This window comes from Streptococcus mitis (assembly GCF_000722695.1).
Taxonomy (GTDB): Bacteria; Bacillota; Bacilli; order Lactobacillales; family Streptococcaceae; genus Streptococcus; species Streptococcus mitis_O.
On sequence record NZ_JPFU01000011.1, the window covers coordinates 1 to 20,411 of the forward strand.

A 20,411-nucleotide genomic window follows, 5' to 3' on the forward strand; every position below is an offset into this window, starting at 1 on the left:
CAGGATGTTCTTTTAAGATTGTGTTATGATTGCCTAGGTTTTCTACGATAGTAGAAGTCCGTTTATTTCCAACCTTGATATCTTTAATAATAGCGTAGTTGATAGTGTTTTTTGACTTTGATTGTTTAACTCTCATCTTTTCATACCTCACTCCATTATAACAAAGTACGAGAAAGTACGCAAATAAAAAGTGATAAAATTTGACAAGAAAATGCTCTTATATCAACCTTTATGAGGATTTTTTTACTTCATAACTGTCAAAGTCCCGTGTCAATCGTTCGCAAGCAGTCTATTTTTCTTGAAAAAATAGGCTTTTTTTCTAAAAATCCCTAGTCAAGCGCTTTATTTTTTTGTATAATAGAACTAGCAAAGTATAGATAAGAAGAGAAAAGCATGATTACACTATTTCTATCACCGAGCTGTACATCATGTCGTAAGGCGAAGGCCTGGTTAGAGAAACATAAGGTACCTTTTGTGGAACACAATATCATGACCAGCCCTTTAACAAGAAAAGAATTGCAACACATCCTTTCCTTGACCGAAAATGGTACTGATGACATCATTTCAACTCGTTCAAAAATTTTTCAAAAATTGAATATTGATGTAGAGAGTATTTCGGTATCGGAGTTGCTTCATTTAATTGAGCAGTACCCTAGTCTTTTGCGTCGCCCAATTATTATCGATGCCAAACGTATGCAGATTGGTTTTAATGAAGATGAGATTCGTGCTTTTCTCCCTCGTAGTTACCGTAAGCAAGAGCTAAAAGAAGCAAGAATGAGAGCTGGTATTAGTTAATGAACAAACAGTATAGTTACCCACTAGATTTGTCGTGGAGCACTGAAGAACTTGCTTCAGTGCTTTCTTTTTTAATGATGTTGAAGCTGCCTATGAAGGCAAGGTAGAGGCTAAAAAGTTACTGGACTCCTATAAGGGATTCAAGGCGGTCGTGCCAAGCAAGAGTGAGGAGAAACGTTTGGGACGAGAATTTGAAACGGTTAGTGGCTATTCGCTTTACCAAGCAGTTCAGGCTGCCAAGGAAAAAGGGGAAGGAAAGATTTCTCTTGGAAAGTAAATTTGAATTTGCTAAAGAGCTTGTGAAAAAAGCGGGCCAGTATATCCTTGACCACATGCAGGAAGATTTGTGTGTTGAGACCAAGTCCTCTCCAACAGATTTGGTGACCAGACTGGACAAGGAAGTTCAAGAACTCTTGATTAGTGAGATTTTATCCCGTTATCCTGAGGATAAGATTTGCGCTGAAGAGGGTTGTCTGCGAGCTTCGGTTCAAGAGGGCAAGGTTTGGGTCATTGATCCCATTGATGGTACCAATAACTTTGTAGCACAGCAGGAAGATTTTGCTGTCATGATGGCTTATTTTGAAAATGGTCAGGGACAGTTTGGTCTGATTTATGATGTGGTCAAAGGGGATTGTTATCACGGTGGTGGAGTCTTTCCAGTTTGTCTAAATGATAAGCCCCTAGCTCCCTTTAAAGCAAAACCACTTGGAGATTTTCTCATTGCAGGAAATAGTGGTATGCTGGAAACCAATGAATGGGGCTTGGCTGATTTGAGTCGAGCGGTCCTCGGTGTTCGTGTCTATGGGAGTGCGGCTATTAGTTTTGCCAAGATTTTATCAGGGCGTTTGTTGACCTATGTCACCTATCTGCAACCATGGGATTATGCTGCTGCTAGTATTTTAGGGGAAAGTCTGGGCTATCGGGTTGTGACTCTATCTGGTAAACCGCTTGATTTTCAAACCAGACAGCCGGTCATGATGGTCCCTCTTGAGATGCAGGAGGAAATTCAGTCCTATATTTACGAAAGGAAAAGAACTTAAATGCAATTTCCAGAAGGATTTGTTGAAAAATATGAAAAGATACTAGGAGATGAGGCAAGAGATTTTCTTGCCTCTTTTGAGGAGGAAGCGGTTTCGGCCTTTCGGGTCAATCCCTTAAAAGAGGAGCAACTTTCCTTTTCTAATCCTATTCCTCAAACCCCTTGGGGACATTATGGGAAGGTATCAGGGAAATCGCCTGAGCATGCTACAGGTTTAGTTTATTCGCAAGAACCCGCTGCTCAAATGGTGGCTCAGGTAGCCCAACCCAGTCCTGGTATGAAGGTTTTGGACTTGGCAGCTGCACCGGGTGGAAAATCAACTCAGCTGGCAGCCTATCTAGCAGGGGAGGGGCTCCTTGTTTCCAACGAAATTTCAAGCAAACGGGCTAAGATTTTAGTAGAAAATATGGAGCGCTTTGGAGCGACAAATGTTGTGGTGACCAATGAATCTGCCGACCGCTTAGCCAAGGTTTTTAAAGGTTATTTTGACCTCATTGTCCTTGATGCCCCTTGCTCTGGGGAAGGGATGTTCCGTAAGCAACCAGATGCTATGGACTATTGGGGCCTTGAGTATCCGAGTCAATGTGCTAGTTTGCAAAGAGAAATTCTAGCGGATGCGGTGAACATGCTAGTTGAAGGTGGTCGCTTGGTTTATTCAACCTGTACTTGGGCACCTGAGGAAAACGAAGAGATTGTCAATTGGCTGCTGGAAGAGTATGATTTTGATTTGTTGCCAGTAGAGCATATCAATGGAATGGTAGCTGGTATTGGCCTGCCAGAAACGGCTCGGATGTATCCTCATCAGTTTAAGGGAGAGGGTCAGTTTGTCGCTCATTTACAATTTAAAGGCGAAAATCTAGCACCAAAATGCAAGGCAAGTAAGAGCAATCTCAGCCGTGAACAAGTTGCCTTGTGGAAAGAATTTGCTCAAAACCATTTGAAGGTTAATTTAAGGGGGATCTTGCAGACGTTTGGTGACCAGCTTTATCTCTTGCCAGAACTTTTGCCAGATTTAGGGAAGCTCAAGATTGCTCGCAATGGCCTGCATCTGGGTACCTTTAAGAAGAAACGCTTTGAACCCAGTTTCGCTCTTGGACTAGCCTTGAAACCGAGTCAGGTCAAGCAGTCCGTTACAATTGACCAAGAAGCGTTTGTAAAGTATGTCGCTGGAGAAACTGTTCAGCTAGCGGAAAGTCTGCCAAATGGTTGGTACCAAGTTTTGGTTCAAGGAAATGGTTTAGGCTTTGCTAAGGTGACTGGAGATATTTTGAAAAATTATTTTCCAAAAGGCCTCAGATTCAAGTGAAAATGCTAGTCAAAGTAGCTTGTCTATGTTATAGTGGAAGTATGGATTTTTTTCAAATTGTCTTTCATTTTAAGTCAAAATTGGTGGGAAAGGTAACTGAGCAAATTACTAGTAAAACCAAGCTAGCAACTTCAGTTGGCTCCCAATTTTCAAAAGAAAAACATAAATAAATAGTTGAAAAAATTTACAGCATTCACCATTATTTTCAAGGAGAAAAACAGTGAAAAAAAGGAAAAAACTCGCTCTATCACTTGCGGCTCTTTTGCTAGCAGGTTCTTTGGCGGGATGTGCTAGCTGGATTGATCGTGGAGAATCCATGACAGCTGTTGGCTCAACAGCTCTTCAGCCCTTGGTCGAAGCAGCAGCAGATGAATTTGGCTCTATGCACGTTGGAAAAACAGTCAACGTCCAAGGTGGAGGATCTGGTACAGGTCTGTCTCAGGTTCAGTCTGGAGCCGTTGATGTAGGAAATTCAGACGTATTTGCCGAGGAAAAAGACGGTATCAACGCCTCAGCCCTAGTGGACCACAAGGTTGCTGTAGCGGGCTTGGCGGTGATTGTGAACAAGGAAGTTGATGTTGAAAATCTAACAACTGAACAACTCCGTAGCATCTTCACAGGTCAAGTAACCAACTGGAAAGAGGTCGGGGGCAAAGATCTAGCCATTTCTATTATCAACCGTGCGGCAAGTTCTGGTTCGCGTGCAACCTTTGATAGTGTTGTCATGGATGGCCAATCTGCCGTGCAGAGTCAAGAACAGGATTCAAATGGGATGGTCAAAAACATTGTTTCTCAGACACCAGGAGCCATTTCTTACCTAGCCTTTGCCTATGTGGATGACTCGGTTAAACGCATGAAGTTGAATGGCTATGAGCCGATTTCAGAAAATGTTACAACCAATAATTGGCCTTTGTGGTCTTACGAACACATGTACACACTAGGTCAGCCCAATGAATTGGTGGCAGAATTTCTCAACTTTGTCCTCTCAGATGAAGCACAAAGCGGAATCGTTAAGGGAATGGGTTATATTTCTGTCAAGGAAATGAAGGTTGAAAAAGATGCTGTCGGAACGGTGACAGCACTAGAAGGGAGTCACTAATGAATCAAGAAGAATTAGCTAAAAAATTACTTTCTCCCTCAAAGAACTCTCGTCTAGAGAAACTAGGAAAAGGCTTGACCTTTGCCTGTCTGTCTTTGATTGTCATTATTGTGGCATGATTTTGATTTTTGTAGCCCAAAAAGGCTTGTCGACCTTCTTCGTCAATGGGGTCAACATCTTTGATTTCCTCTTTGGCCAAACTTGGAATCCTTCAGGTAAACAATTTGGTGCCCTTCCCATGATTTTGGGTTCCTTTATTGTCACAATCCTATCAGCCCTTATCGCAACTCCTTTTGCCATTGGTGCAGCTGTCTTTATGACGGAAGTCTCACCAAAAGGTGCTAAAATCTTGCAACCAGCCATTGAATTGCTGGTCGGGATTCCTTCAGTAGTGTATGGATTTATCGGTTTGCAGGTCGTAGTTCCCTTTGTCCGCAGCGTCTTTGGTGGAACTGGTTTTGGAATCTTGTCAGGGATTTTCGTTCTCTTTGTCATGATCTTACCGACGGTAACCTTTATGACAACGGATAGCTTGCGTGCGGTGCCTCGTCACTACCGCGAAGCTAGTTTGGCTATGGGGGCCACTCGTTGGCAAACCATCTGGCGCGTGACCTTGAAGGCAGCGCGTTCAGGGATTTTCACAGCAGTGGTCTTTGGGATGGCGCGTGCCTTTGGTGAGGCCTTGGCCATTCAGATGGTGGTCGGAAACTCAGCCGTTGTTCCAACTTCATTGACAACACCTGCTGCGACCTTGACCTCTGTTTTGACCATGGGTATCGGAAATACCGTTATGGGAACCGTTGACAATAACGTTCTCTGGTCGCTGGCCCTAGTCTTACTCTTGATGAGTTTAGCCTTCAACAGTGTCATTAAATTGATTACGAAAGAAAGAGGAAAGAAAAACTATGCACGCTAAGAAATTAGATAAAATTGCAACAGCTGTCCTCTACTCGATTGCAGGAATTATCGTTGCCATCTTGGCATCCTTGATTCTTTATATCTTGGTTCGTGGTTTGCCCCACATCTCTTGGTCTTTCTTGACTGGCAAATCATCATCTTACCAAGCAGGTGGAGGGATTGGAATTCAGCTCTATAATTCCTTCTTCCTCTTGGTTATTACCTTGATTATCTCTGTGCCTTTATCTATGGGGGCTGGGATTTTCCTAGCTGAATACGCCAAAAAAGGTCCTGTGACCAACTTTGTCAGAACCTGTATTGAAATCTTGTCTTCACTGCCATCAGTGGTTGTGGGTCTCTTTGGTTACTTGATCTTTGTAGTTCAGTTTGAGTATGGATTTTCAATCATTTCAGGTGCCTTGGCCTTGACAGTCTTTAACTTACCTCAGATGACTCGAAATGTTGAGGATAGCTTGAAACACGTTCACCATACGCAGCGTGAAGCTGGATTGGCTCTAGGGATTTCTCGTTGGGAGACTGTGGTCCATGTGGTCATTCCAGAAGCCCTTCCAGGTATTGTGACTGGGGTTGTCTTGGCATCTGGTCGTATCTTTGGTGAGGCTGCTGCTCTTATCTATACAGCAGGACAATCCGCTCCAGCCCTTGACTGGTCTAACTGGAATATTCTCAGTGTAACCAGTCCAATCTCTATCTTCCGTCAAGCAGAAACCTTGGCTGTCCACATTTGGAAAGTCAATAGTGAAGGTACTATTCCTGATGGAACTATCGTATCAGCAGGTTCTGCAGCAGTTCTCTTGATCTTTATCTTGATCTTTAACTTTGGAGCCCGCAAACTCGGAAGCTACCTACATAAGAAATTAACCGCTGCCTAAAGGAGAAGCCATGTCAAAATATAATTGGGATGAAAAGCATATCATCACCTTTCCTGAAGAGAAAGTGGCCCTCTCTACTAAGGATTTGCATGTTTACTACGGTAAAAAAGAATCCATCAAGGGCATCGATATGCAATTTGAAAAAAATAAAATTACAGCCTTAATTGGCCCATCTGGTTCAGGAAAATCAACCTACCTCCGCAGTCTCAACCGTATGAATGATACTATTGATATTGCCAAGGTAACAGGTCAAATCCTCTATCAAGGGATTGATGTCAACCGTCCAGAAATCAATGTTTATGAGATGCGCAAGCACATCGGAATGGTCTTCCAACGACCAAATCCCTTTGCCAAATCTATCTATCGCAACATCACTTTTGCCCATGAACGTGCAGGTGTTAAGGACAAGCAAGTCTTGGATGAAATTGTGGAAACTTCTCTCCGTCAGGCTGCCCTTTGGGACCAGGTCAAAGACGATTTGCACAAGTCAGCCTTGACCCTATCAGGTGGTCAGCAACAGCGTCTCTGTATCGCTCGTGCTATTTCTGTTAAACCAGATATTCTCTTGATGGATGAACCAGCGTCAGCCTTGGATCCGATTGCGACAGCCCAGCTGGAAGAAACCATGTTGGAATTGAAGAAGGACTTTACCATCATCATCGTAACCCACAGTATGCAGCAGGCTGCGCGTGCTAGTGACTACACAGGATTTTTCTACTTGGGTGACTTGATCGAGTATGATAAGACGTCTAATATTTTCCAAAATGCCAAACTACAGTCAACCAATGACTACGTAACAGGACACTTTGGATAGAAAGGAAACAGTATGACAGAAGCGATTTTACAGGTGTCAGACCTGTCCGTTTACTACAATCAAAAAAAGGCCTTGAATAGTGTTTCCCTCTCTTTCCAACCTAAGGAAATTACAGCCTTGATTGGTCCATCTGGATCAGGGAAATCAACCCTCCTAAAGGCTATCAACCGTATGGGGGATCTCAATCCAGAGGTAACCACAACTGGTTCAGTAGTTTATAATGGTCACAACATCTACAGCCCACGTACAGATACAGTTGAATTGCGCAAGGAAATTGGTATGGTCTTCCAACAGCCAAATCCTTTCCCTATGTCTATCTACGAAAATGTTGTCTACGGGCTTCGTATCAATGGAGTGAAGGACAAGCAAGTTCTGGATGAAGCGGTGGAAAAAGCCTTGCAACGAGCTTCTATCTGGGATGAGGTCAAGGACCGCCTGCATGATTCAGCTATCGGGCTTTCAGGTGGACAACAACAACGTGTCTGCGTTGCCCGTGTCTTGGCAACCAGTCCTAAAATCATTCTCTTGGATGAACCGACTTCAGCCTTGGACCCTATCTCGGCTGGTAAGATTGAGGAAACCTTGTATGGGCTAAAAAATAAATATACCATGCTCTTGGTTACGCGTTCTATGCAACAAGCCTCTCGTATCTCTGACAAGACAGGATTTTTCCTAGATGGAGATTTGATTGAGTTTAACGATACCAAGAAGATGTTCCTCAACCCACAACACAAGGAAACAGAAGATTATATTTCAGGAAAATTTGGATAAGGAGATAAATGATGTTACGTTCTCAATTTGAAGAAGATTTAGAGAAATTGCACAACCAGTTCTATGCTATGGGACAAGAAGTGCTATCCCAAATCAATCGTACAGTGCGTGCCTTTGTTACGCATGATCGTGATTTGGCTAAGGAAGTCATCGAAGACGATGCAGAAGTAAACGAATACGAAGTAAAATTGGAGAAGAAATCATTTGAAATGATTGCCCTTCAACAACCCGTTTCTCAAGATTTGCGTACTGTTCTAACAGTCTTGAAGGCTGTATCTGACTTGGAACGTATGGGGGACCATGCCGTTTCCATTGCCAAGGCGGCAATTCGTATGAAAGGGGAGCAACGCATCCCAGCTGTTGAAGAAGAAATCAAGAGAATGGGTCGCGATGTCAAGAACTTCGTTGAAGCAGCCCTTGAACTCTATCTCAATGGTTCAGTAGATCAGGCCTATGAAGTAGCAGCCATGGACGAAAAAATCAACCAATACTTTGATAGCATTCGTGACTTGGCTACAGAAGAAATTAAGAAAAATCCAGATGCCATCGTTACAGGCCGTGATTATTTCCAAGTAATTGCCTTCTTGGAACGTATTGGAGACTATGCCAAAAATATCTGTGAATGGGTTGTTTACTTTGAAACAGGTAAGATTGTCGAACTATAAAATAGATTCATTCTGTATAAAAAGGAGCTTAAAATCAACTGATAGCTCCTTTTTTGAATGAAAAAAATATTTTTAAGATAAAAATTCAAAAAAAACACTTGACAAGCACCTTGAATGGCGTTATAATTATACAAAAATAACAGAGAGGTTGTTTATTTATGAAATCAAAAAAATGGATATTTGTTTTATGTAGTCTTCTTGCAAGTTTCTTCTTAGTAGCTTGCCAGTCAGGTTCTAATGGTTCTCAGTCAGCTGTTGAGGCCATTAAGCAAAAGGGAAAATTAGTTGTGGCGACCAGTCCTGACTATGCACCTTTTGAATTCCAAGCCTTGGTTGACGGAAAAAATCAGGTAGTTGGTGCAGACATCGATATGGCCCAAGCTATTGCTGATGAACTTGGGGTTAAGTTGGAAATTTCAAGCATGAGTTTTGACAATGTCTTGACCAGTCTTCAAACTGGTAAGGCTGACCTAGCAGTTGCAGGAATTAGCGCTACTGACGAGAGAAAAGAAGTCTTTGACTTTTCAATCCCTTACTATGAAAACAAGATTAGTTTCTTGGTTCGTAAGGCTGATGTAGAAAAATACAAGGATCTAACTAGTCTGGAAAGTGCGAATATTGCAGCCCAAAAAGGAACTGTTCCAGAAGCTATGGTCAAGGAACAATTGCCAAAAGCTCAATTGACTTCCCTAACCAATATGGGTGAAGCAGTCAATGAATTACAGGCTGGAAAAGTAGATGCTGTTCACATGGATGAGCCTGTTGCGCTTAGCTATGCTGCTAAAAATGCAGACCTAGCTGTCGCAACTATCAGCTTGAAGATGAAGGACGGCGAAGCCAATGCAGTTGCCCTTAGAAAAAATAGTGCTGATTTGAAAGAAGTTGTGGACAAGGTCATCCAAAAACTCAAGGATGAAGGAACCTACCAAAGCTATCTTGAAAAGGCGGCAAGCCTAACAGAAGTTGAAGAATAAGAAAAAGCAGAGTTGGAGGTTATTCCAATTCTGCTTTTAAATAGTTTAAAACATTTTCCAGATTTTCTAAGGACACCTTGGCAAATTGGTAAGGGCAGGCACCCAAGTAAGCCTCTTCAAAGAAGTCCAAACCTAGTTGACTGTGTTTGAGGCTGGCGATTTTAGGATACTGTCTCAGGTCTAGCAATACACCATCATGTAGAGGAAAGTGAGGGAGGTGACAAGGAGTGTTAGCTAGTCTTTCCGTGATTTGTTTTTGGTAGTCTTCCTGACTGGATAAGCGAGCCAGACGATTTTTCTCAAACAGTTGACTGTCAATATAGAGTGACAGGGCTTTTTGCATGATGAGGTTGCTGTCGTAATCTAGGATATTTTTGTAGGCCACAAAGGCTTCCTTGATAGCATTTGGCAGAATGAGTGCCGTAATCCGCAGTGCTGGAAAGAGGCTGGTTGAGAAGGACTTGATGTAAATGACCCGCTCCTCTGTATCCAGATAGTGAAAGGTCTGGCCCTTCTTGGAGTCCAAATCACCTAGATAGTCGTCTTCGACGATATAAACACCATACTTGGCAGCTAAGCCAAGGATAGCCCGTTTGTCCTGCTCTGAATAGGAATGCCCCAGAGGATAGTGAAAACGAGGAATGGTATAGAAAAACTTAATTTTTCCAGTTTTGAAGTGGCCTTCCAGTTCCTCCAAGTCAATCCCATCAATGCCTCGTTCGATCGTTTGATAGTCCAGACCTTGAGCAATCAAGAGGCGATTCATCCGATGATAGGTCGGCTGTTCCACCAAGATTTCCTTGGCTTGGCTAGGAAAGGAAATTTGAGAGAGGATGAAAAGGGCTTGTTGGGTTCCAGAAGTCAGTACCAGTTGGTCAGCCTTGCAGTAGAGGGCTTGGTCAAAGAGCAGTTGGTGAATGGATTGTCTTAAGTCTTCTAAACCTTCTTGATTGTCATAGTAGTTGAAGAGGTAGTTTTCTCGGCCAATCAAGGTTTCATTGATACAGAGTCGGAAATCGTCATAGGCACTGGCATGTTCATCAGTGACTTCGATTTCTAGATCCTGGTGTTGCCCTTGTTCTAGGACATAGTAACCACTCTGGGGCTTGGCATAGAGGTATTGTTCGTGCCGTAATTCCAGCAGGGCTCGTTGGACAGTATCCTTGCTACAGTGAAAGTCAAGGCTCAGTTGACGGATAGAAGGCAGGCGGCTACCCGTCGGAAAGCGTCCAGACTCGATGCCATTTTTCAGATAGGAAACGACCTCTTGGTACTTGCTTTGTTTCTTCATTCCAGACCTCCCTTGATTTTGTTACATTGTACCTTTTTTTTCCTTCTTGGCAATGTCTAGAGTGTTTCTCTCGTTCACATCTAGGGGCAAATGTGGTATACTCCCATTTTTAATACTTTTTTGAAATCAAAGAGCAATCAAATGCAGATGTGACAGTTTTTCGTACCCTTTTTTCTCTTTAAAACAAAATGTGTATTTTTATCTGGGGTTGATTTGTTTTAAAAAGTTTTCATGCTAATTTCCCCTTATTACTTGTACATATTTTTAGGAAAATGTTTTTGAAATCGTTTTCTTGTTGTGGTATAATAGAACTGAAAAATAAAAGTATATGAATAACTTGTTAGAAAGGAGTTTTAAATCAGAAAATCAAGTTATTTTATCAGTAATATATATTTGTAACTTGAAAGGAGTGTTTTTTATTAAATTTAAAAAAATTGTAACTTCAGCTCTTGTTGTATTATTACTATTTTCTATTATGTCTCCTTCTATAGCTTCTGTTAGAGTATTTGCTGATGATGTAACTACTACGGAAGTTTCTGAAATTAGTACCCAAGAACAAAAACAAATCGATGATGTAGCCAATGTTCTTGAACAAATGTTTAGAAATGGAGTTAATGAAAAAAATTTTACTGAATATGTTTATAAAAACTTTTCTCAAAAAGATATTGCTCTTTCGGAAAATGAATTAGAAACTAATATTAATAATCCCTATGATAGAGTCCCTTGGGATGAGATGGGAGGATGTATAGCAGGAAAAATACGAGATGAATTTTTTGCTATGATCAATGTTTCGCTAATTGTTAAGTATGCGTAGAAAAAGGCTTGGTCAGAATTAGCTAAAGTAGTACTAAGATTTGTTAAAGCTAATGGACTTAAAACAAATATTTATATCATTGCTGCTCAATTGGCTATTTGGGCAGTTCAGTGAGGTATGGAATAATGCGTGATAAAAAATTTCTTATTAAAGAAGCGATTATTAGCTTTTTGATTGGATTTGTATATGCATATTTAGTGTTACAAAAATTTATCCTTTGGAAAATCCTTTTGTTTGCATTTATTTTTGCAATTATTAATACAATATTTATGTTTACTAGGAACAAAAAATAAATAATGATTTAGTTAAATAAAAAGTGACCCCTAGGGAAGTGTATTCCTTAGGGGTTGTTGTGCTAGTTCAAGTTTTGTTTCTGTCAAAATCTCAGACTCCCCGTCGGAAATCGTCCAGACTCGATGCCATTTTTCAGATAGGAAACGACCTCTTGGTACTTGCTTTGTTTCTTCATTCCAGACCTCCCTTGATTTTGTTACATTGTACCCTTTTTTTCCTTCTTGGCAATGTCTAGGGTGTTTCTCTCGTTCACATCTAGGGACAAATGTGGTATACTTAGGAGTAACATTTATAGAATAATACTCTTCGAAAATCTCTTCAAACCACGTCAGCTTCGCCTTGCCGTAGATATGGTTACTGACTTCGTCAGTTCTATCCACAACCTCAAAACAGTGTTTTGAGCTGACTTCGTCAGTCTTATCTACAACCTCAAAGCAGTGCTTTGAGCAACCTGCGGCTTGCTTCCTAGTTTGCTCTTTGATTTTCATTGAGTATAACAGACAAGAAAGTGAATGGATAAGAACGTGCAGGAACCAGTGAAATTATTTCAATACAATACTCTTGGAGCCTTGATGGCTGGCCTTTATGGTGGGACCATGACAGTGGGAGAATTGCTAGAGCATGGTGACCTTGGTTTGGGAACCTTGGATTCTATTGATGGTGAATTGATTGTCTTGGATGGCAAGGCTTATCAAGCCAAAGGATTAGGAGAGCAACCAGAAATTGTGGAAGTATCACCAGATGCCCTTATTCCTTATGCAGCAGTGGTACCGCATCAGGCAGAGGTCATTTTCCGCCAGCGCTTTGAGATGACAGACAAGGAATTAGAAGAACGAATCGAGTCTTATTATGATGGGGAAAATCTTTTCCGCTCTATCAAGATTCGTGGGGAATTTTCGCATATGCATGTGCGCATGATTCCCAAGTCGACACCAGATACCAAGTTTGCTGAGGTCGCAACTCGCCAACCAGAATATAGTCGTGACAATGTGGCGGGGACCATCGTTGGTTTCTGGACGCCAGAGATTTTCCATGGGGTCAGTGTGGCAGGCTACCATCTGCACTTTATCTCAGATGATTTGACCTTCGGTGGACATGTCATGGACTTTGTCATCAAGGAAGGCATTATCGAGGTGGGAGCAGTTGACCAGTTGGACCAACGTTTCCCAGTCCAAGACCGTCAATACTTGTTTGCCAAGTTCAATGTTGAAGAGATGAGAAAAGATATTGAAAAGGCAGAATAGGAGACGAAAATGACCACTCATATTATCATTACCATGGTGCTGTTGCTGGCTCTCTTGCTAGGAAGCATTTGGTATGCCAAAAAGAAATATCAGATCAATCTAGCTGTCTTGGGCTTGGGGGCTGTCGCTTTCTTTGTTTCTTCACAGATTTTGGAAAAACTGGTGCATATCTTGGTTTTACATCCTCAAAAAGACGATAGTATTGCCCTCTTGCAAGACTATCCACTTCTCTATATCCTCTATGGACTAGCCATGGCAGCATTTTTTGAGGAAACAGCTCGCCTTGTTTTCTTCAAATGGTTGGAAAAAAAGAGAAGTTTGGAAAAGGCAGATGCCTTGGCCTATGGACTGGGTCATGGTGGCTTGGAATTGATTTTTCTAGGTATCACCAGTTTGCTTAATCTCTACATCGTTCTTTCGGCAGTTCAAACGCAAAATCCACAGGTTATGCAATTACTGTCTGAAAATATGTTGAAAACCATTCAGTCGCTATCAGTCTGGCAGATTTATTTGCTTGGTTTTGAGAGAATCTTGGCGCTTGGATTCCAATTACTCTTGACAGTTTGGGTTTACCAAGCTGTTCGCCAGAAGAAATGGATTTATCTCCTAGCAGCCTATGGTCTACATGCCTTCTTTGACTTAGCTCCATCTTTAGCCCAAGTTGGCTGGTTGACCAATCCAGTCTTGGTGGAAGTTGTCCTAGCACTGGAACTCGTTCTGGTTACCTATGTAACCAAGGCAATCTTTTGCAAGAAATCATAAGAAAAAGAGGGGAACCTCTTTTTCTGTGCAAAAACCAAGGTCTTTTTATGGTCGTCAAATGTCTCTAAAAATGGTATAATGGAATGAATTTTGAAAAAGGAAGAGTAACATGACAGTAAGAGAAAAAATGCTTGAAATCTTAGAAGGGATTGATATCCGTTTTAAGGAACCCTTGCATAGCTATAGTTATACAAAAGTAGGTGGAGAGGCTGATTATCTGGTCTTTCCACGAAATCGTTTTGAGTTGGCTCGTGTTGTCAGATTTGCCAATCAAGAAAATATCCCTTGGATGGTTCTTGGCAATGCCAGCAACATCATCGTTCGTGATGGTGGGATTCGTGGATTTGTCATCCTGTGTGACAAGCTCAATAATGTTTCCGTTGATGGCTATACCATTGAAGCAGAAGCTGGTGCCAACTTGATTGAAACAACTCGCATTGCCCTTCGTCATAGTTTGACTGGTTTTGAGTTTGCTTGTGGTATTCCAGGGAGCATCGGTGGTGCTGTCTTTATGAATGCGGGTGCCTATGGTGGCGAGATTGCCCACATCTTGCAGTCTTGTAAGGTCTTGACTAAGGACGGAGAAATCGAAACCCTGTCTGCCAAAGATTTGGCTTTTGGTTACCGCCACTCAGCTATTCAGGAGTCTGGTGCAGTTGTCTTGTCAGCTAAATTTGCCCTTGCTCCAGGAAGCCATCAGGTTATCAAGCAAGAAATGGACCGCTTGACGCATCTACGTGAACTCAAGCAACCTTTAGAATATCCATCTTGTGGTTCGGTCTTTAAGCGTCCAGTAGGGCATTTTGCAGGTCAATTAATTTCAGAAGCTGGCTTGAAAGGCTATCGTATCGGTGGTGTTGAAGTGTCTGAAAAGCACGCAGGATTTATGATCAATGTCGCAGATGGAACGGCCAAAGACTACGAGGACTTGATTGAGTCTGTGATTGAAAAAGTCAAGGAACACTCTGGCGTTACTCTTGAGAGAGAGGTCCGTATTTTAGGTGAAAGCAAGTAGGAAGCTGTAGTTTAAAAGCTGCTGCTATGTCATGGAAAGGGGGTGAAAGCCTATCGTCAGTGCAGAAGAATGTAGGCAGTTCAATCTCCTACACGAGGTAGTAGCGGTCTGACAGAGCCCTGATCTGTTAATCTATGAAAAAGAAGGAATAAATGACAATTGAAAAAACCAATTATTGAATTCAAAAACGTCTCTAAAGTTTTTGAAGACAGCAACACCAAGGTTCTCAAAGATATCAACTTTGAGTTGGAAGAAGGGAAATTCTACACTCTTTTAGGAGCATCTGGTTCAGGGAAATCAACCATCCTTAACATCATTGCAGGTTTACTGGATGCAACGACAGGAGATATTTTGCTGGACGGTGTCCGTATCAATGACATCCCAACCAACAAACGAGATGTCCATACCGTTTTCCAATCCTATGCCTTGTTTCCACATATGAATGTGTTTGAAAATGTTGCCTTTCCACTTCGCTTGCGTAAAATTGATAAGAAAGAAATCGAGCAGCGTGTAGCAGAAGTTCTCAAGATGGTTCAGTTGGAAGGTTATGAGAAGCGTTCCATCCGAAAACTCTCTGGAGGACAACGCCAGCGTGTGGCTATTGCTCGTGCCATCATCAACCAACCCCGTGTGGTTTTGTTGGACGAGCCTTTATCAGCGCTGGACTTGAAATTAAGAACAGATATGCAGTATGAACTGCGTGAACTACAACAACGATTGGGCATTACCTTTGTCTTTGTCACTCACGATCAGGAAGAAGCGCTGGCCATGAGTGACTGGATTTTCGTTATGAATGATGGCGAGATTGTCCAGTCTGGAACACCTGTGGATATCTACGATGAGCCGATTAACCATTTTGTTGCCACCTTTATCGGTGAGTCAAATATCTTGTCAGGTACCATGATTGAGGACTACTTGGTTGAGTTTAACGGCAAACGCTTCGAAGCGGTCGATGGTGGGATGAAGCCAAATGAACCTGTTGAGGTCGTGATTCGTCCAGAGGACTTGCGGATTACCCTTCCTGAAGAAGGCAAGCTTCAAGTTAAGGTGGATACCCAGCTCTTCCGTGGGGTTCACTACGAAATTATCGCCTATGACGAGCTTGGAAATGAATGGATGATCCACTCAACTCGTAAGGCTATCGTGGGTGAGGAAATCGGTTTGGACTTTGAGCCAGAAGACATCCACATCATGCGTCTCAACGAAACCGAAGAAGAGTTCGATGCCCGTATCGAAGAATACGTGGAAATCGAAGAGCAAGAAGCAGGTCTGATTAACGCGATCGAGGAGGAAAGAGATGAAGAAAACAAGCTCTAAACTCTTTGTAGTGCCCTACATGCTTTGGATTGCCCTCTTTGTCCTCGCACCCTTGGTCTTGATTTTCGGTCAATCCTTTTTCAACATCGAAGGCCAGTTCAGTTTAGAAAATTATAAATCTTACTTTGCGTCACAAAACTTGACCTACCTAAAAATGAGTTTCAACTCTGTACTCTATGCAGGAATTGTGACCTTTGTGACCTTGCTTATCAGCTATCCAACAGCCCTCTTTTTGACCCGTCTCAAGCACCGTCAACTCTGGCTCATGCTGATTATCCTGCCTACCTGGATCAATTTGCTCCTTAAAGCCTATGCCTTTATTGGGATTTTTGGTCAAAATGGCTCTATTAACCAATTCTTGGAATTTATTGGAATTGGTTCGCAACAGTTGCTCTTTACCGATTTCTCCTTTATCTTTGTCGCAAGCTACATCGAGCTTCCCTTTATGATTTTGCCGATTTTCAATGTCTTGGACGATATGGATAACAATCTTATCAATGCCAGCTATGACCTCGGTGCGACCAAGTGGGAGACCTTCCGTCATGTCATCTTCCCTCTGTCTATGAACGGTGTGCGAAGTGGGGTTCAGTCCGTCTTTATCCCTAGTTTGAGCCTCTTCATGCTGACCCGTTTGATTGGTGGGAACCGCGTTATCACCTTGGGGACAGCCATTGAGCAGAACTTCCTGACAAATGACAACTACGGTATGGGTTCTACCATCGGTGTGATTCTCATCCTGACCATGTTCATCACCATGTGGGTGACCAAGGAAAGGAGAGAACGATGAAAAAATTTGCCAACCTTTATCTAGGACTGGTCTTTCTTGTCCTCTACCTGCCCATTTTTTACTTGATTGGCTATGCCTTTAATGCAGGCAATGACATGAACAGCTTTACAGGCTTTAGCCTGAGCCATTTTAAAACCATGTTTGGCGATGGTCGCCTTATGTTAATTGTGACTCAGACCTTTTTCTTGGCCTTTCTATCAGCCTTGATTGCGACCATTATCGGGACTTTCGGTGCCATTTACATCTACCAGTCTCGTAAGAAATACCAAGAAGCCTTTCTTTCACTCAATAATATCCTCATGGTTGCGCCTGACGTTATGATTGGTGCCAGCTTCTTGATTCTCTTTACCCAACTCAAGTTTTCACTTGGCTTTTTGACCGTTCTCTCTAGTCACGTGGCCTTCTCCATTCCTATCGTGGTCTTGATGGTTTTGCCTCGTCTCAAGGAAATGAACGGCGACATGATTCATGCGGCTTACGACTTGGGAGCTAGTCAATTTCAGATGTTCAAGGAAATCATGCTTCCTTACCTGACTCCGTCTATCATTGCAGGTTACTTCATGGCCTTCACCTATTCGCTAGATGACTTTGCCGTGACCTTCTTTGTAACGGGAAATGGCTTTTCAACCCTGTCAGTCGAAATTTACTCTCGTGCTCGTAAGGGGATTTCGCTAGAAATCAATGCCCTATCTGCCCTTGTCTTTCTCTTTAGTATTATCCTAGTGGTTGGATATTACTTTATCTCACGTGAGAAGGAGGAGCAAGCATGAAAAAACTCTATTCATTTTTAGCAGGAATTGTAGCCATTATCCTGGTCTTGTGGGGAATTGCGACGCATTTAGATAGTAAAATCAATAGCCGAGATAGTCAAAAACTGGTCATTTACAACTGGGGGGACTACATCGATCCAGAACTCTTGGAGCAATTCACAGAAGAAACAGGAATCCAAGTCCAGTACGAGACCTTTGACTCCAATGAAGCCATGTATACAAAGATAAAGCAGGGTGGAACGACCTATGATATTGCCATTCCTAGTGAATACATGATTAACAAGATGAAGGACGAAGATCTCTTGGTACCGCTTGACTATTCAAAACTTGAAGGTCTTGAAAATATCGGGCCAGAGTTCCTCAACCAGTCCTTTGACCCAGGAAATAAATACTCTATTCCTTACTTCTGGGGAACATTGGGAATTGTCTATAATGAAACCATGGTAGATGAGGCGCCTGAGCATTGGGATGACCTCTGGAAACCAGAGTATAAGAACTCTATCATGCTCTTTGATGGGGCGCGTGAGGTGCTGGGACTTGGACTCAATTCCTTCGGCTACAGCCTCAACTCCAAGGATACCCAGCAGTTGGAAGAGACAGTTGATAAGCTCTACAAACTGACTCCAAATATCAAGGCTATTGTGGCGGATGAGATGAAGGGCTACATGATCCAGAACAACGCTGCTATCGGCGTGACCTTCTCTGGTGAAGCTAGCCAAATGCTGGAGAAAAATGAAAATCTACGCTATGTGGTTCCGACTGAGGCCAGCAACCTTTGGTTTGACAATATGGTTATTCCCAAAACAGTCAAAAACCAAGATGCAGCTTATGCTTTTATCAATTTTATGTTGAAACCCGAAAATGCTCTCAAAAATGCAGAGTATGTCGGCTATTCAACACCAAACCTACCAGCTAAGGAATTGCTCCCAGAGGAGAAAAAAGAAGACAAGGCCTTCTATCCAGATGCTGAAACTATGAAACACCTAGAAGTTTATGAAAAATTTGACCATAAATGGACAGGAAAATATAGCGACCTCTTCTTACAGTTTAAAATGTATCGGAAGTAGGAGATAAACGTAAGAAACGAATCAGTTAGAGCTGGTTCGTTTTTCTTTTTAAAAAATACAAAAAACTATAGTAGATTGAATCTAAAATAGTACGTTATGGATTCTAAAACATTTCTAGAAATTAAGTTGACTTTCCTAATCTCTTTGTTCATATCTTATTTCAATCCACTATAATAAGCAGCTTTTTGATTTTACTTGACATATTGTTAAGAATCTAATATAATAAAAACTGTAGAACAAAACTATCGCTTTTAGCGTAGCCAAGGAATTACTGGTCGGTCTGTTTTGGTCAGTAGTTTGTAGATAGGCTTATTTGGGTTTTATATATTTTCCGCAAGCAGGTGAATAAATATATCGTAGGAAGAGGTGTAAATAGCCTCTTTATTTTTTTTAGAAAAGGTACAGTATGTTAAGAAATTTAATTCTTAGTTATAGAACGTTGATGGATACTCAATACAAATTTACTATTACTCAGACTGTCTCCAAACAAACTATAGAAAAATATATTGAATTAAGCTTCACGGAACCAAATTTTCATCATCTTATAGGTTTGCACAAACTAAAAGGAATAGATAAAGTTAAGTGCTTCAATGGTAATGGGGCTCAGAAGATATATAACCAAATTTTGGGAAATCATATCACTTTTTATGATTTAGATAAAGATACATCTCAGCATAAGGCTGCATTTTTATCTAGAGCAACTTCTCTGAATTTAATTTATACGATGCTAGAAAATATAAGTGTTAATTTAAAGGGATTGTACTATTTTGACCCAAATAAAATTGGGTCGAAGATTAAAGCAAAGTATTTATTGCATTTTCAACATAGAGATAAAGAATTTTATTTTTTGTTTGATAAATATGATAAGAAGGTTAAGAACACGGATATTTGCTATCCTGTTTCAGTTTTTAGAAGAAAAATACAGGCTGAGTTGCCAGAAGGGCGTAGTGCAAAACACTATGAAATGAACCAAACCCCCATTAAGCTATTGAAAGTTGAAAAAATACAAGGTACTAGAACTGTTACATTATACGATAAATAGTTCCTTGGGTTTAGAGAGCTATTTTGAGTATGACAGGTATATCGGATATATGAGATTTGATGCCAGATAACTGTGAAAATAATAGCCATTCTAAGCCTGATGCTGGAAATCAGAATCGTCAGAGGAAGGAATAGAGAAATCGTGGCTTTACGAACAGAAATGTTATAGTAAAATATGTATAGTGGATGAGATGGTAGCAAGTTTTTGGGAAAATTAAACTTTAATGACAGTGTCTATCTCATAAGATGATTTCCAGTTGACGCAAACTTTAAAAAACGTTATAATCCCATCTTTAACAGTTTTTTGAAAACAAAGAGCCCCTAAATGCTGCTATAACAGCTTTTCGGAGCTCTTTTTCTCTTTTAAAAAAATGCGTACTTTTTATCGAGATTTGGTTTTTTAAAAATTTTTTCATATTTTTTTCGCTTATAATCTCAAAATCAGTTTGGAAGCCAAATGCTTGGTGGAGTTGATCCGTGATAGTTGTTCTGGTGTAAGTTGGAAGATATCCTACTCCATAAAGATGTTTGAACTTATAATTGCGTAAGGTTTGGATGAGTTCTGAACAGGTGACTGTTTCTCCTATTTGTTTTTCCAAGAGACGATAAATCATTAGTGCTAGGAAACAAATAGTGAAATGTGCTTGAATCCTATCTGAACGGCTGAGATAAACTGGTCTGGCTCGTAGTTCCTGCTTCATGATACGAAAACTCTCTTCAATTTCCCACCGCCTTTGATTGATGGCTACAATTGTC

At 41.3% G+C, this 20,411-nt stretch carries 20 protein-coding genes and 3 pseudogenes; 20 read left to right on the top strand and 3 right to left on the bottom strand.

Going from position 1 to position 20,411, the window contains the following annotated elements:
• The first annotated feature begins 393 nt into the window (after positions 1 to 393).
• From SK629_RS03855 to SK629_RS03905, 11 genes and pseudogenes are all read left to right on the top strand, one after another.
• Positions 394 to 795 (top strand): Spx/MgsR family RNA polymerase-binding regulatory protein, encoded by a 402-nt coding sequence (locus SK629_RS03855; protein WP_000631259.1) that lies wholly within the window; start codon positions 394 to 396, stop codon positions 793 to 795.
• A pseudogene (locus SK629_RS03860) lies at positions 795 to 1,072 on the top strand (UPF0223 family protein). The gene SK629_RS03855 and the pseudogene SK629_RS03860 overlap by 1 nt, the downstream one beginning before the upstream one ends.
• Positions 1,062 to 1,835 carry an inositol monophosphatase family protein gene (locus SK629_RS03865; RefSeq protein ID WP_042900669.1) on the top strand — a complete coding sequence of 258 codons (774 nt, stop codon included), beginning with the start codon at positions 1,062 to 1,064 and terminating at the stop codon, positions 1,833 to 1,835. The pseudogene SK629_RS03860 and the gene SK629_RS03865 overlap by 11 nt, the downstream one beginning before the upstream one ends.
• A complete protein-coding gene (locus SK629_RS03870; RefSeq protein ID WP_042900670.1) occupies positions 1,836 to 3,140 on the top strand; it encodes an RsmF rRNA methyltransferase first C-terminal domain-containing protein in 1,305 nt (434 codons plus the stop codon).
• 220 nt (positions 3,141 to 3,360) lie between these two features.
• On the top strand, positions 3,361 to 4,239 hold the full coding sequence (locus SK629_RS03875) for a phosphate ABC transporter substrate-binding protein PstS family protein (RefSeq protein ID WP_042900672.1): 879 nt from the start codon (positions 3,361 to 3,363) through the stop codon (positions 4,237 to 4,239).
• Positions 4,239 to 5,155: pseudogene (gene pstC, locus SK629_RS03880) on the top strand (phosphate ABC transporter permease subunit PstC). The gene SK629_RS03875 and the pseudogene pstC overlap by 1 nt, the downstream one beginning before the upstream one ends.
• Positions 5,145 to 6,029 (top strand): phosphate ABC transporter permease PstA, encoded by an 885-nt coding sequence (pstA, locus tag SK629_RS03885; RefSeq protein WP_000543046.1) that lies wholly within the window; start codon positions 5,145 to 5,147, stop codon positions 6,027 to 6,029. Before pstC ends, pstA begins: the two are co-directional and overlap by 11 nt.
• Positions 6,030 to 6,039: 10 nt before the next feature.
• Positions 6,040 to 6,843: a phosphate ABC transporter ATP-binding protein PstB gene (gene pstB, locus SK629_RS03890; RefSeq protein ID WP_020900241.1), complete on the top strand. Its 804-nt coding sequence runs from the start codon at positions 6,040 to 6,042 to the stop codon at positions 6,841 to 6,843.
• A 12-nt stretch (positions 6,844 to 6,855) separates the two neighbouring features.
• On the top strand, positions 6,856 to 7,614 hold the full coding sequence (gene pstB / locus SK629_RS03895) for a phosphate ABC transporter ATP-binding protein PstB (RefSeq protein ID WP_000133485.1): 759 nt from the start codon (positions 6,856 to 6,858) through the stop codon (positions 7,612 to 7,614).
• Between the two features lie 11 nt (positions 7,615 to 7,625).
• Positions 7,626 to 8,279, top strand: coding sequence for a phosphate signaling complex protein PhoU (gene phoU / locus SK629_RS03900; protein WP_042900673.1), 654 nt, complete (start codon positions 7,626 to 7,628; stop codon positions 8,277 to 8,279).
• Positions 8,280 to 8,437: 158 nt separating this feature from the next.
• Positions 8,438 to 9,253, top strand: a complete 816-nt coding sequence (locus SK629_RS03905) for an ABC transporter substrate-binding protein (protein WP_042900674.1) — start codon at positions 8,438 to 8,440, stop codon at positions 9,251 to 9,253.
• Positions 9,254 to 9,272: 19 nt separating this feature from the next.
• On the opposite strand, the gene SK629_RS03910 is transcribed toward SK629_RS03905, so the two are convergent.
• A complete protein-coding gene (locus SK629_RS03910; RefSeq protein ID WP_042900675.1) occupies positions 9,273 to 10,544 on the bottom strand; it encodes a PLP-dependent aminotransferase family protein in 1,272 nt (423 codons plus the stop codon).
• Between the two features lie 328 nt (positions 10,545 to 10,872).
• Between SK629_RS03910 and SK629_RS03915 the strand changes: the two genes are divergently transcribed.
• Positions 10,873 to 11,358 (top strand): streptococcin A-M57, encoded by a 486-nt coding sequence (locus SK629_RS03915; RefSeq protein ID WP_235219604.1) that lies wholly within the window; start codon positions 10,873 to 10,875, stop codon positions 11,356 to 11,358.
• 323 nt (positions 11,359 to 11,681) lie between these two features.
• On the opposite strand, the gene SK629_RS12605 is transcribed toward SK629_RS03915, so the two are convergent.
• Positions 11,682 to 12,140, bottom strand: coding sequence for a hypothetical protein (locus SK629_RS12605; RefSeq protein WP_235219605.1), 459 nt, complete (start codon positions 12,138 to 12,140; stop codon positions 11,682 to 11,684).
• Positions 12,141 to 12,164: 24 nt separating this feature from the next.
• On the opposite strand from SK629_RS12605, the gene budA reads away from it, so the two are divergent.
• The 8 genes from budA (at position 12,165) to SK629_RS03960 (ending at position 19,656) form a co-directional block, all read left to right on the top strand.
• Entirely contained in the window at positions 12,165 to 12,896 is a 732-nt protein-coding gene (budA, locus tag SK629_RS03925; protein WP_042900676.1) for an acetolactate decarboxylase, read from the top strand.
• 9 nt (positions 12,897 to 12,905) lie between these two features.
• The gene (locus SK629_RS03930; protein ID WP_042900678.1) at positions 12,906 to 13,658 is read left to right on the top strand and encodes a YhfC family intramembrane metalloprotease; all 753 of its coding nucleotides are present in this window, start codon (positions 12,906 to 12,908) and stop codon (positions 13,656 to 13,658) included.
• Between the two features lie 109 nt (positions 13,659 to 13,767).
• Entirely contained in the window at positions 13,768 to 14,673 is a 906-nt protein-coding gene (gene murB / locus SK629_RS03935) for a UDP-N-acetylmuramate dehydrogenase (RefSeq protein WP_042900679.1), read from the top strand.
• Between the two features lie 159 nt (positions 14,674 to 14,832).
• Positions 14,833 to 15,990, top strand: coding sequence for an ABC transporter ATP-binding protein (locus SK629_RS03940; RefSeq protein ID WP_016398756.1), 1,158 nt, complete (start codon positions 14,833 to 14,835; stop codon positions 15,988 to 15,990).
• Entirely contained in the window at positions 15,971 to 16,777 is an 807-nt protein-coding gene (locus SK629_RS03945; protein ID WP_000753801.1) for an ABC transporter permease, read from the top strand. Before SK629_RS03940 ends, SK629_RS03945 begins: the two co-directional genes overlap by 20 nt.
• Positions 16,774 to 17,547: an ABC transporter permease gene (locus SK629_RS03950; protein ID WP_000712740.1), complete on the top strand. Its 774-nt coding sequence runs from the start codon at positions 16,774 to 16,776 to the stop codon at positions 17,545 to 17,547. The genes SK629_RS03945 and SK629_RS03950 overlap by 4 nt, the downstream gene beginning before the upstream one ends.
• Positions 17,544 to 18,614 (top strand): ABC transporter substrate-binding protein, encoded by a 1,071-nt coding sequence (locus SK629_RS03955; RefSeq protein WP_042900680.1) that lies wholly within the window; start codon positions 17,544 to 17,546, stop codon positions 18,612 to 18,614. The genes SK629_RS03950 and SK629_RS03955 overlap by 4 nt, the downstream gene beginning before the upstream one ends.
• A gap of 406 nt (positions 18,615 to 19,020) precedes the next feature.
• Positions 19,021 to 19,656, top strand: coding sequence for a PBECR4 domain-containing protein (locus tag SK629_RS03960; protein ID WP_265182582.1), 636 nt, complete (start codon positions 19,021 to 19,023; stop codon positions 19,654 to 19,656).
• A 397-nt stretch (positions 19,657 to 20,053) separates the two neighbouring features.
• Here SK629_RS03960 and SK629_RS03965 read toward each other — a convergent pair.
• Positions 20,054 to 20,411 (bottom strand): annotated as a pseudogene (locus SK629_RS03965) (transposase); the annotation flags it as partial.

Excerpts from the sequence above, each read along its gene's own strand:
- SK629_RS03855 (WP_000631259.1), top strand. The coding sequence starts at position 394 with ATGATTACACTATTTCTATCACCGAGCTGTACATCATGTCGTAAGGCG.
- SK629_RS03870 (WP_042900670.1), top strand. The coding sequence starts at position 1,836 with ATGCAATTTCCAGAAGGATTTGTTGAAAAATATGAAAAGATACTAGGA.
- pstA (WP_000543046.1), top strand. The coding sequence starts at position 5,145 with ATGCACGCTAAGAAATTAGATAAAATTGCAACAGCTGTCCTCTACTCG.
- pstB (WP_020900241.1), top strand. The coding sequence starts at position 6,040 with ATGTCAAAATATAATTGGGATGAAAAGCATATCATCACCTTTCCTGAA.
- pstB (WP_000133485.1), top strand. The coding sequence starts at position 6,856 with ATGACAGAAGCGATTTTACAGGTGTCAGACCTGTCCGTTTACTACAAT.
- phoU (WP_042900673.1), top strand. The coding sequence starts at position 7,626 with ATGTTACGTTCTCAATTTGAAGAAGATTTAGAGAAATTGCACAACCAG.
- SK629_RS03905 (WP_042900674.1), top strand. The coding sequence starts at position 8,438 with ATGAAATCAAAAAAATGGATATTTGTTTTATGTAGTCTTCTTGCAAGT.
- SK629_RS03910 (WP_042900675.1), bottom strand. The coding sequence starts at position 10,544 with ATGAAGAAACAAAGCAAGTACCAAGAGGTCGTTTCCTATCTGAAAAAT.
- SK629_RS03915 (WP_235219604.1), top strand. The coding sequence starts at position 10,873 with ATGAATAACTTGTTAGAAAGGAGTTTTAAATCAGAAAATCAAGTTATT.
- SK629_RS12605 (WP_235219605.1), bottom strand. The coding sequence starts at position 12,140 with ATGAAAATCAAAGAGCAAACTAGGAAGCAAGCCGCAGGTTGCTCAAAG.
- budA (WP_042900676.1), top strand. The coding sequence starts at position 12,165 with ATGGATAAGAACGTGCAGGAACCAGTGAAATTATTTCAATACAATACT.
- SK629_RS03930 (WP_042900678.1), top strand. The coding sequence starts at position 12,906 with ATGACCACTCATATTATCATTACCATGGTGCTGTTGCTGGCTCTCTTG.
- murB (WP_042900679.1), top strand. The coding sequence starts at position 13,768 with ATGACAGTAAGAGAAAAAATGCTTGAAATCTTAGAAGGGATTGATATC.
- SK629_RS03945 (WP_000753801.1), top strand. The coding sequence starts at position 15,971 with ATGAAGAAAACAAGCTCTAAACTCTTTGTAGTGCCCTACATGCTTTGG.
- SK629_RS03950 (WP_000712740.1), top strand. The coding sequence starts at position 16,774 with ATGAAAAAATTTGCCAACCTTTATCTAGGACTGGTCTTTCTTGTCCTC.
- SK629_RS03955 (WP_042900680.1), top strand. The coding sequence starts at position 17,544 with ATGAAAAAACTCTATTCATTTTTAGCAGGAATTGTAGCCATTATCCTG.
- SK629_RS03960 (WP_265182582.1), top strand. The coding sequence starts at position 19,021 with ATGTTAAGAAATTTAATTCTTAGTTATAGAACGTTGATGGATACTCAA.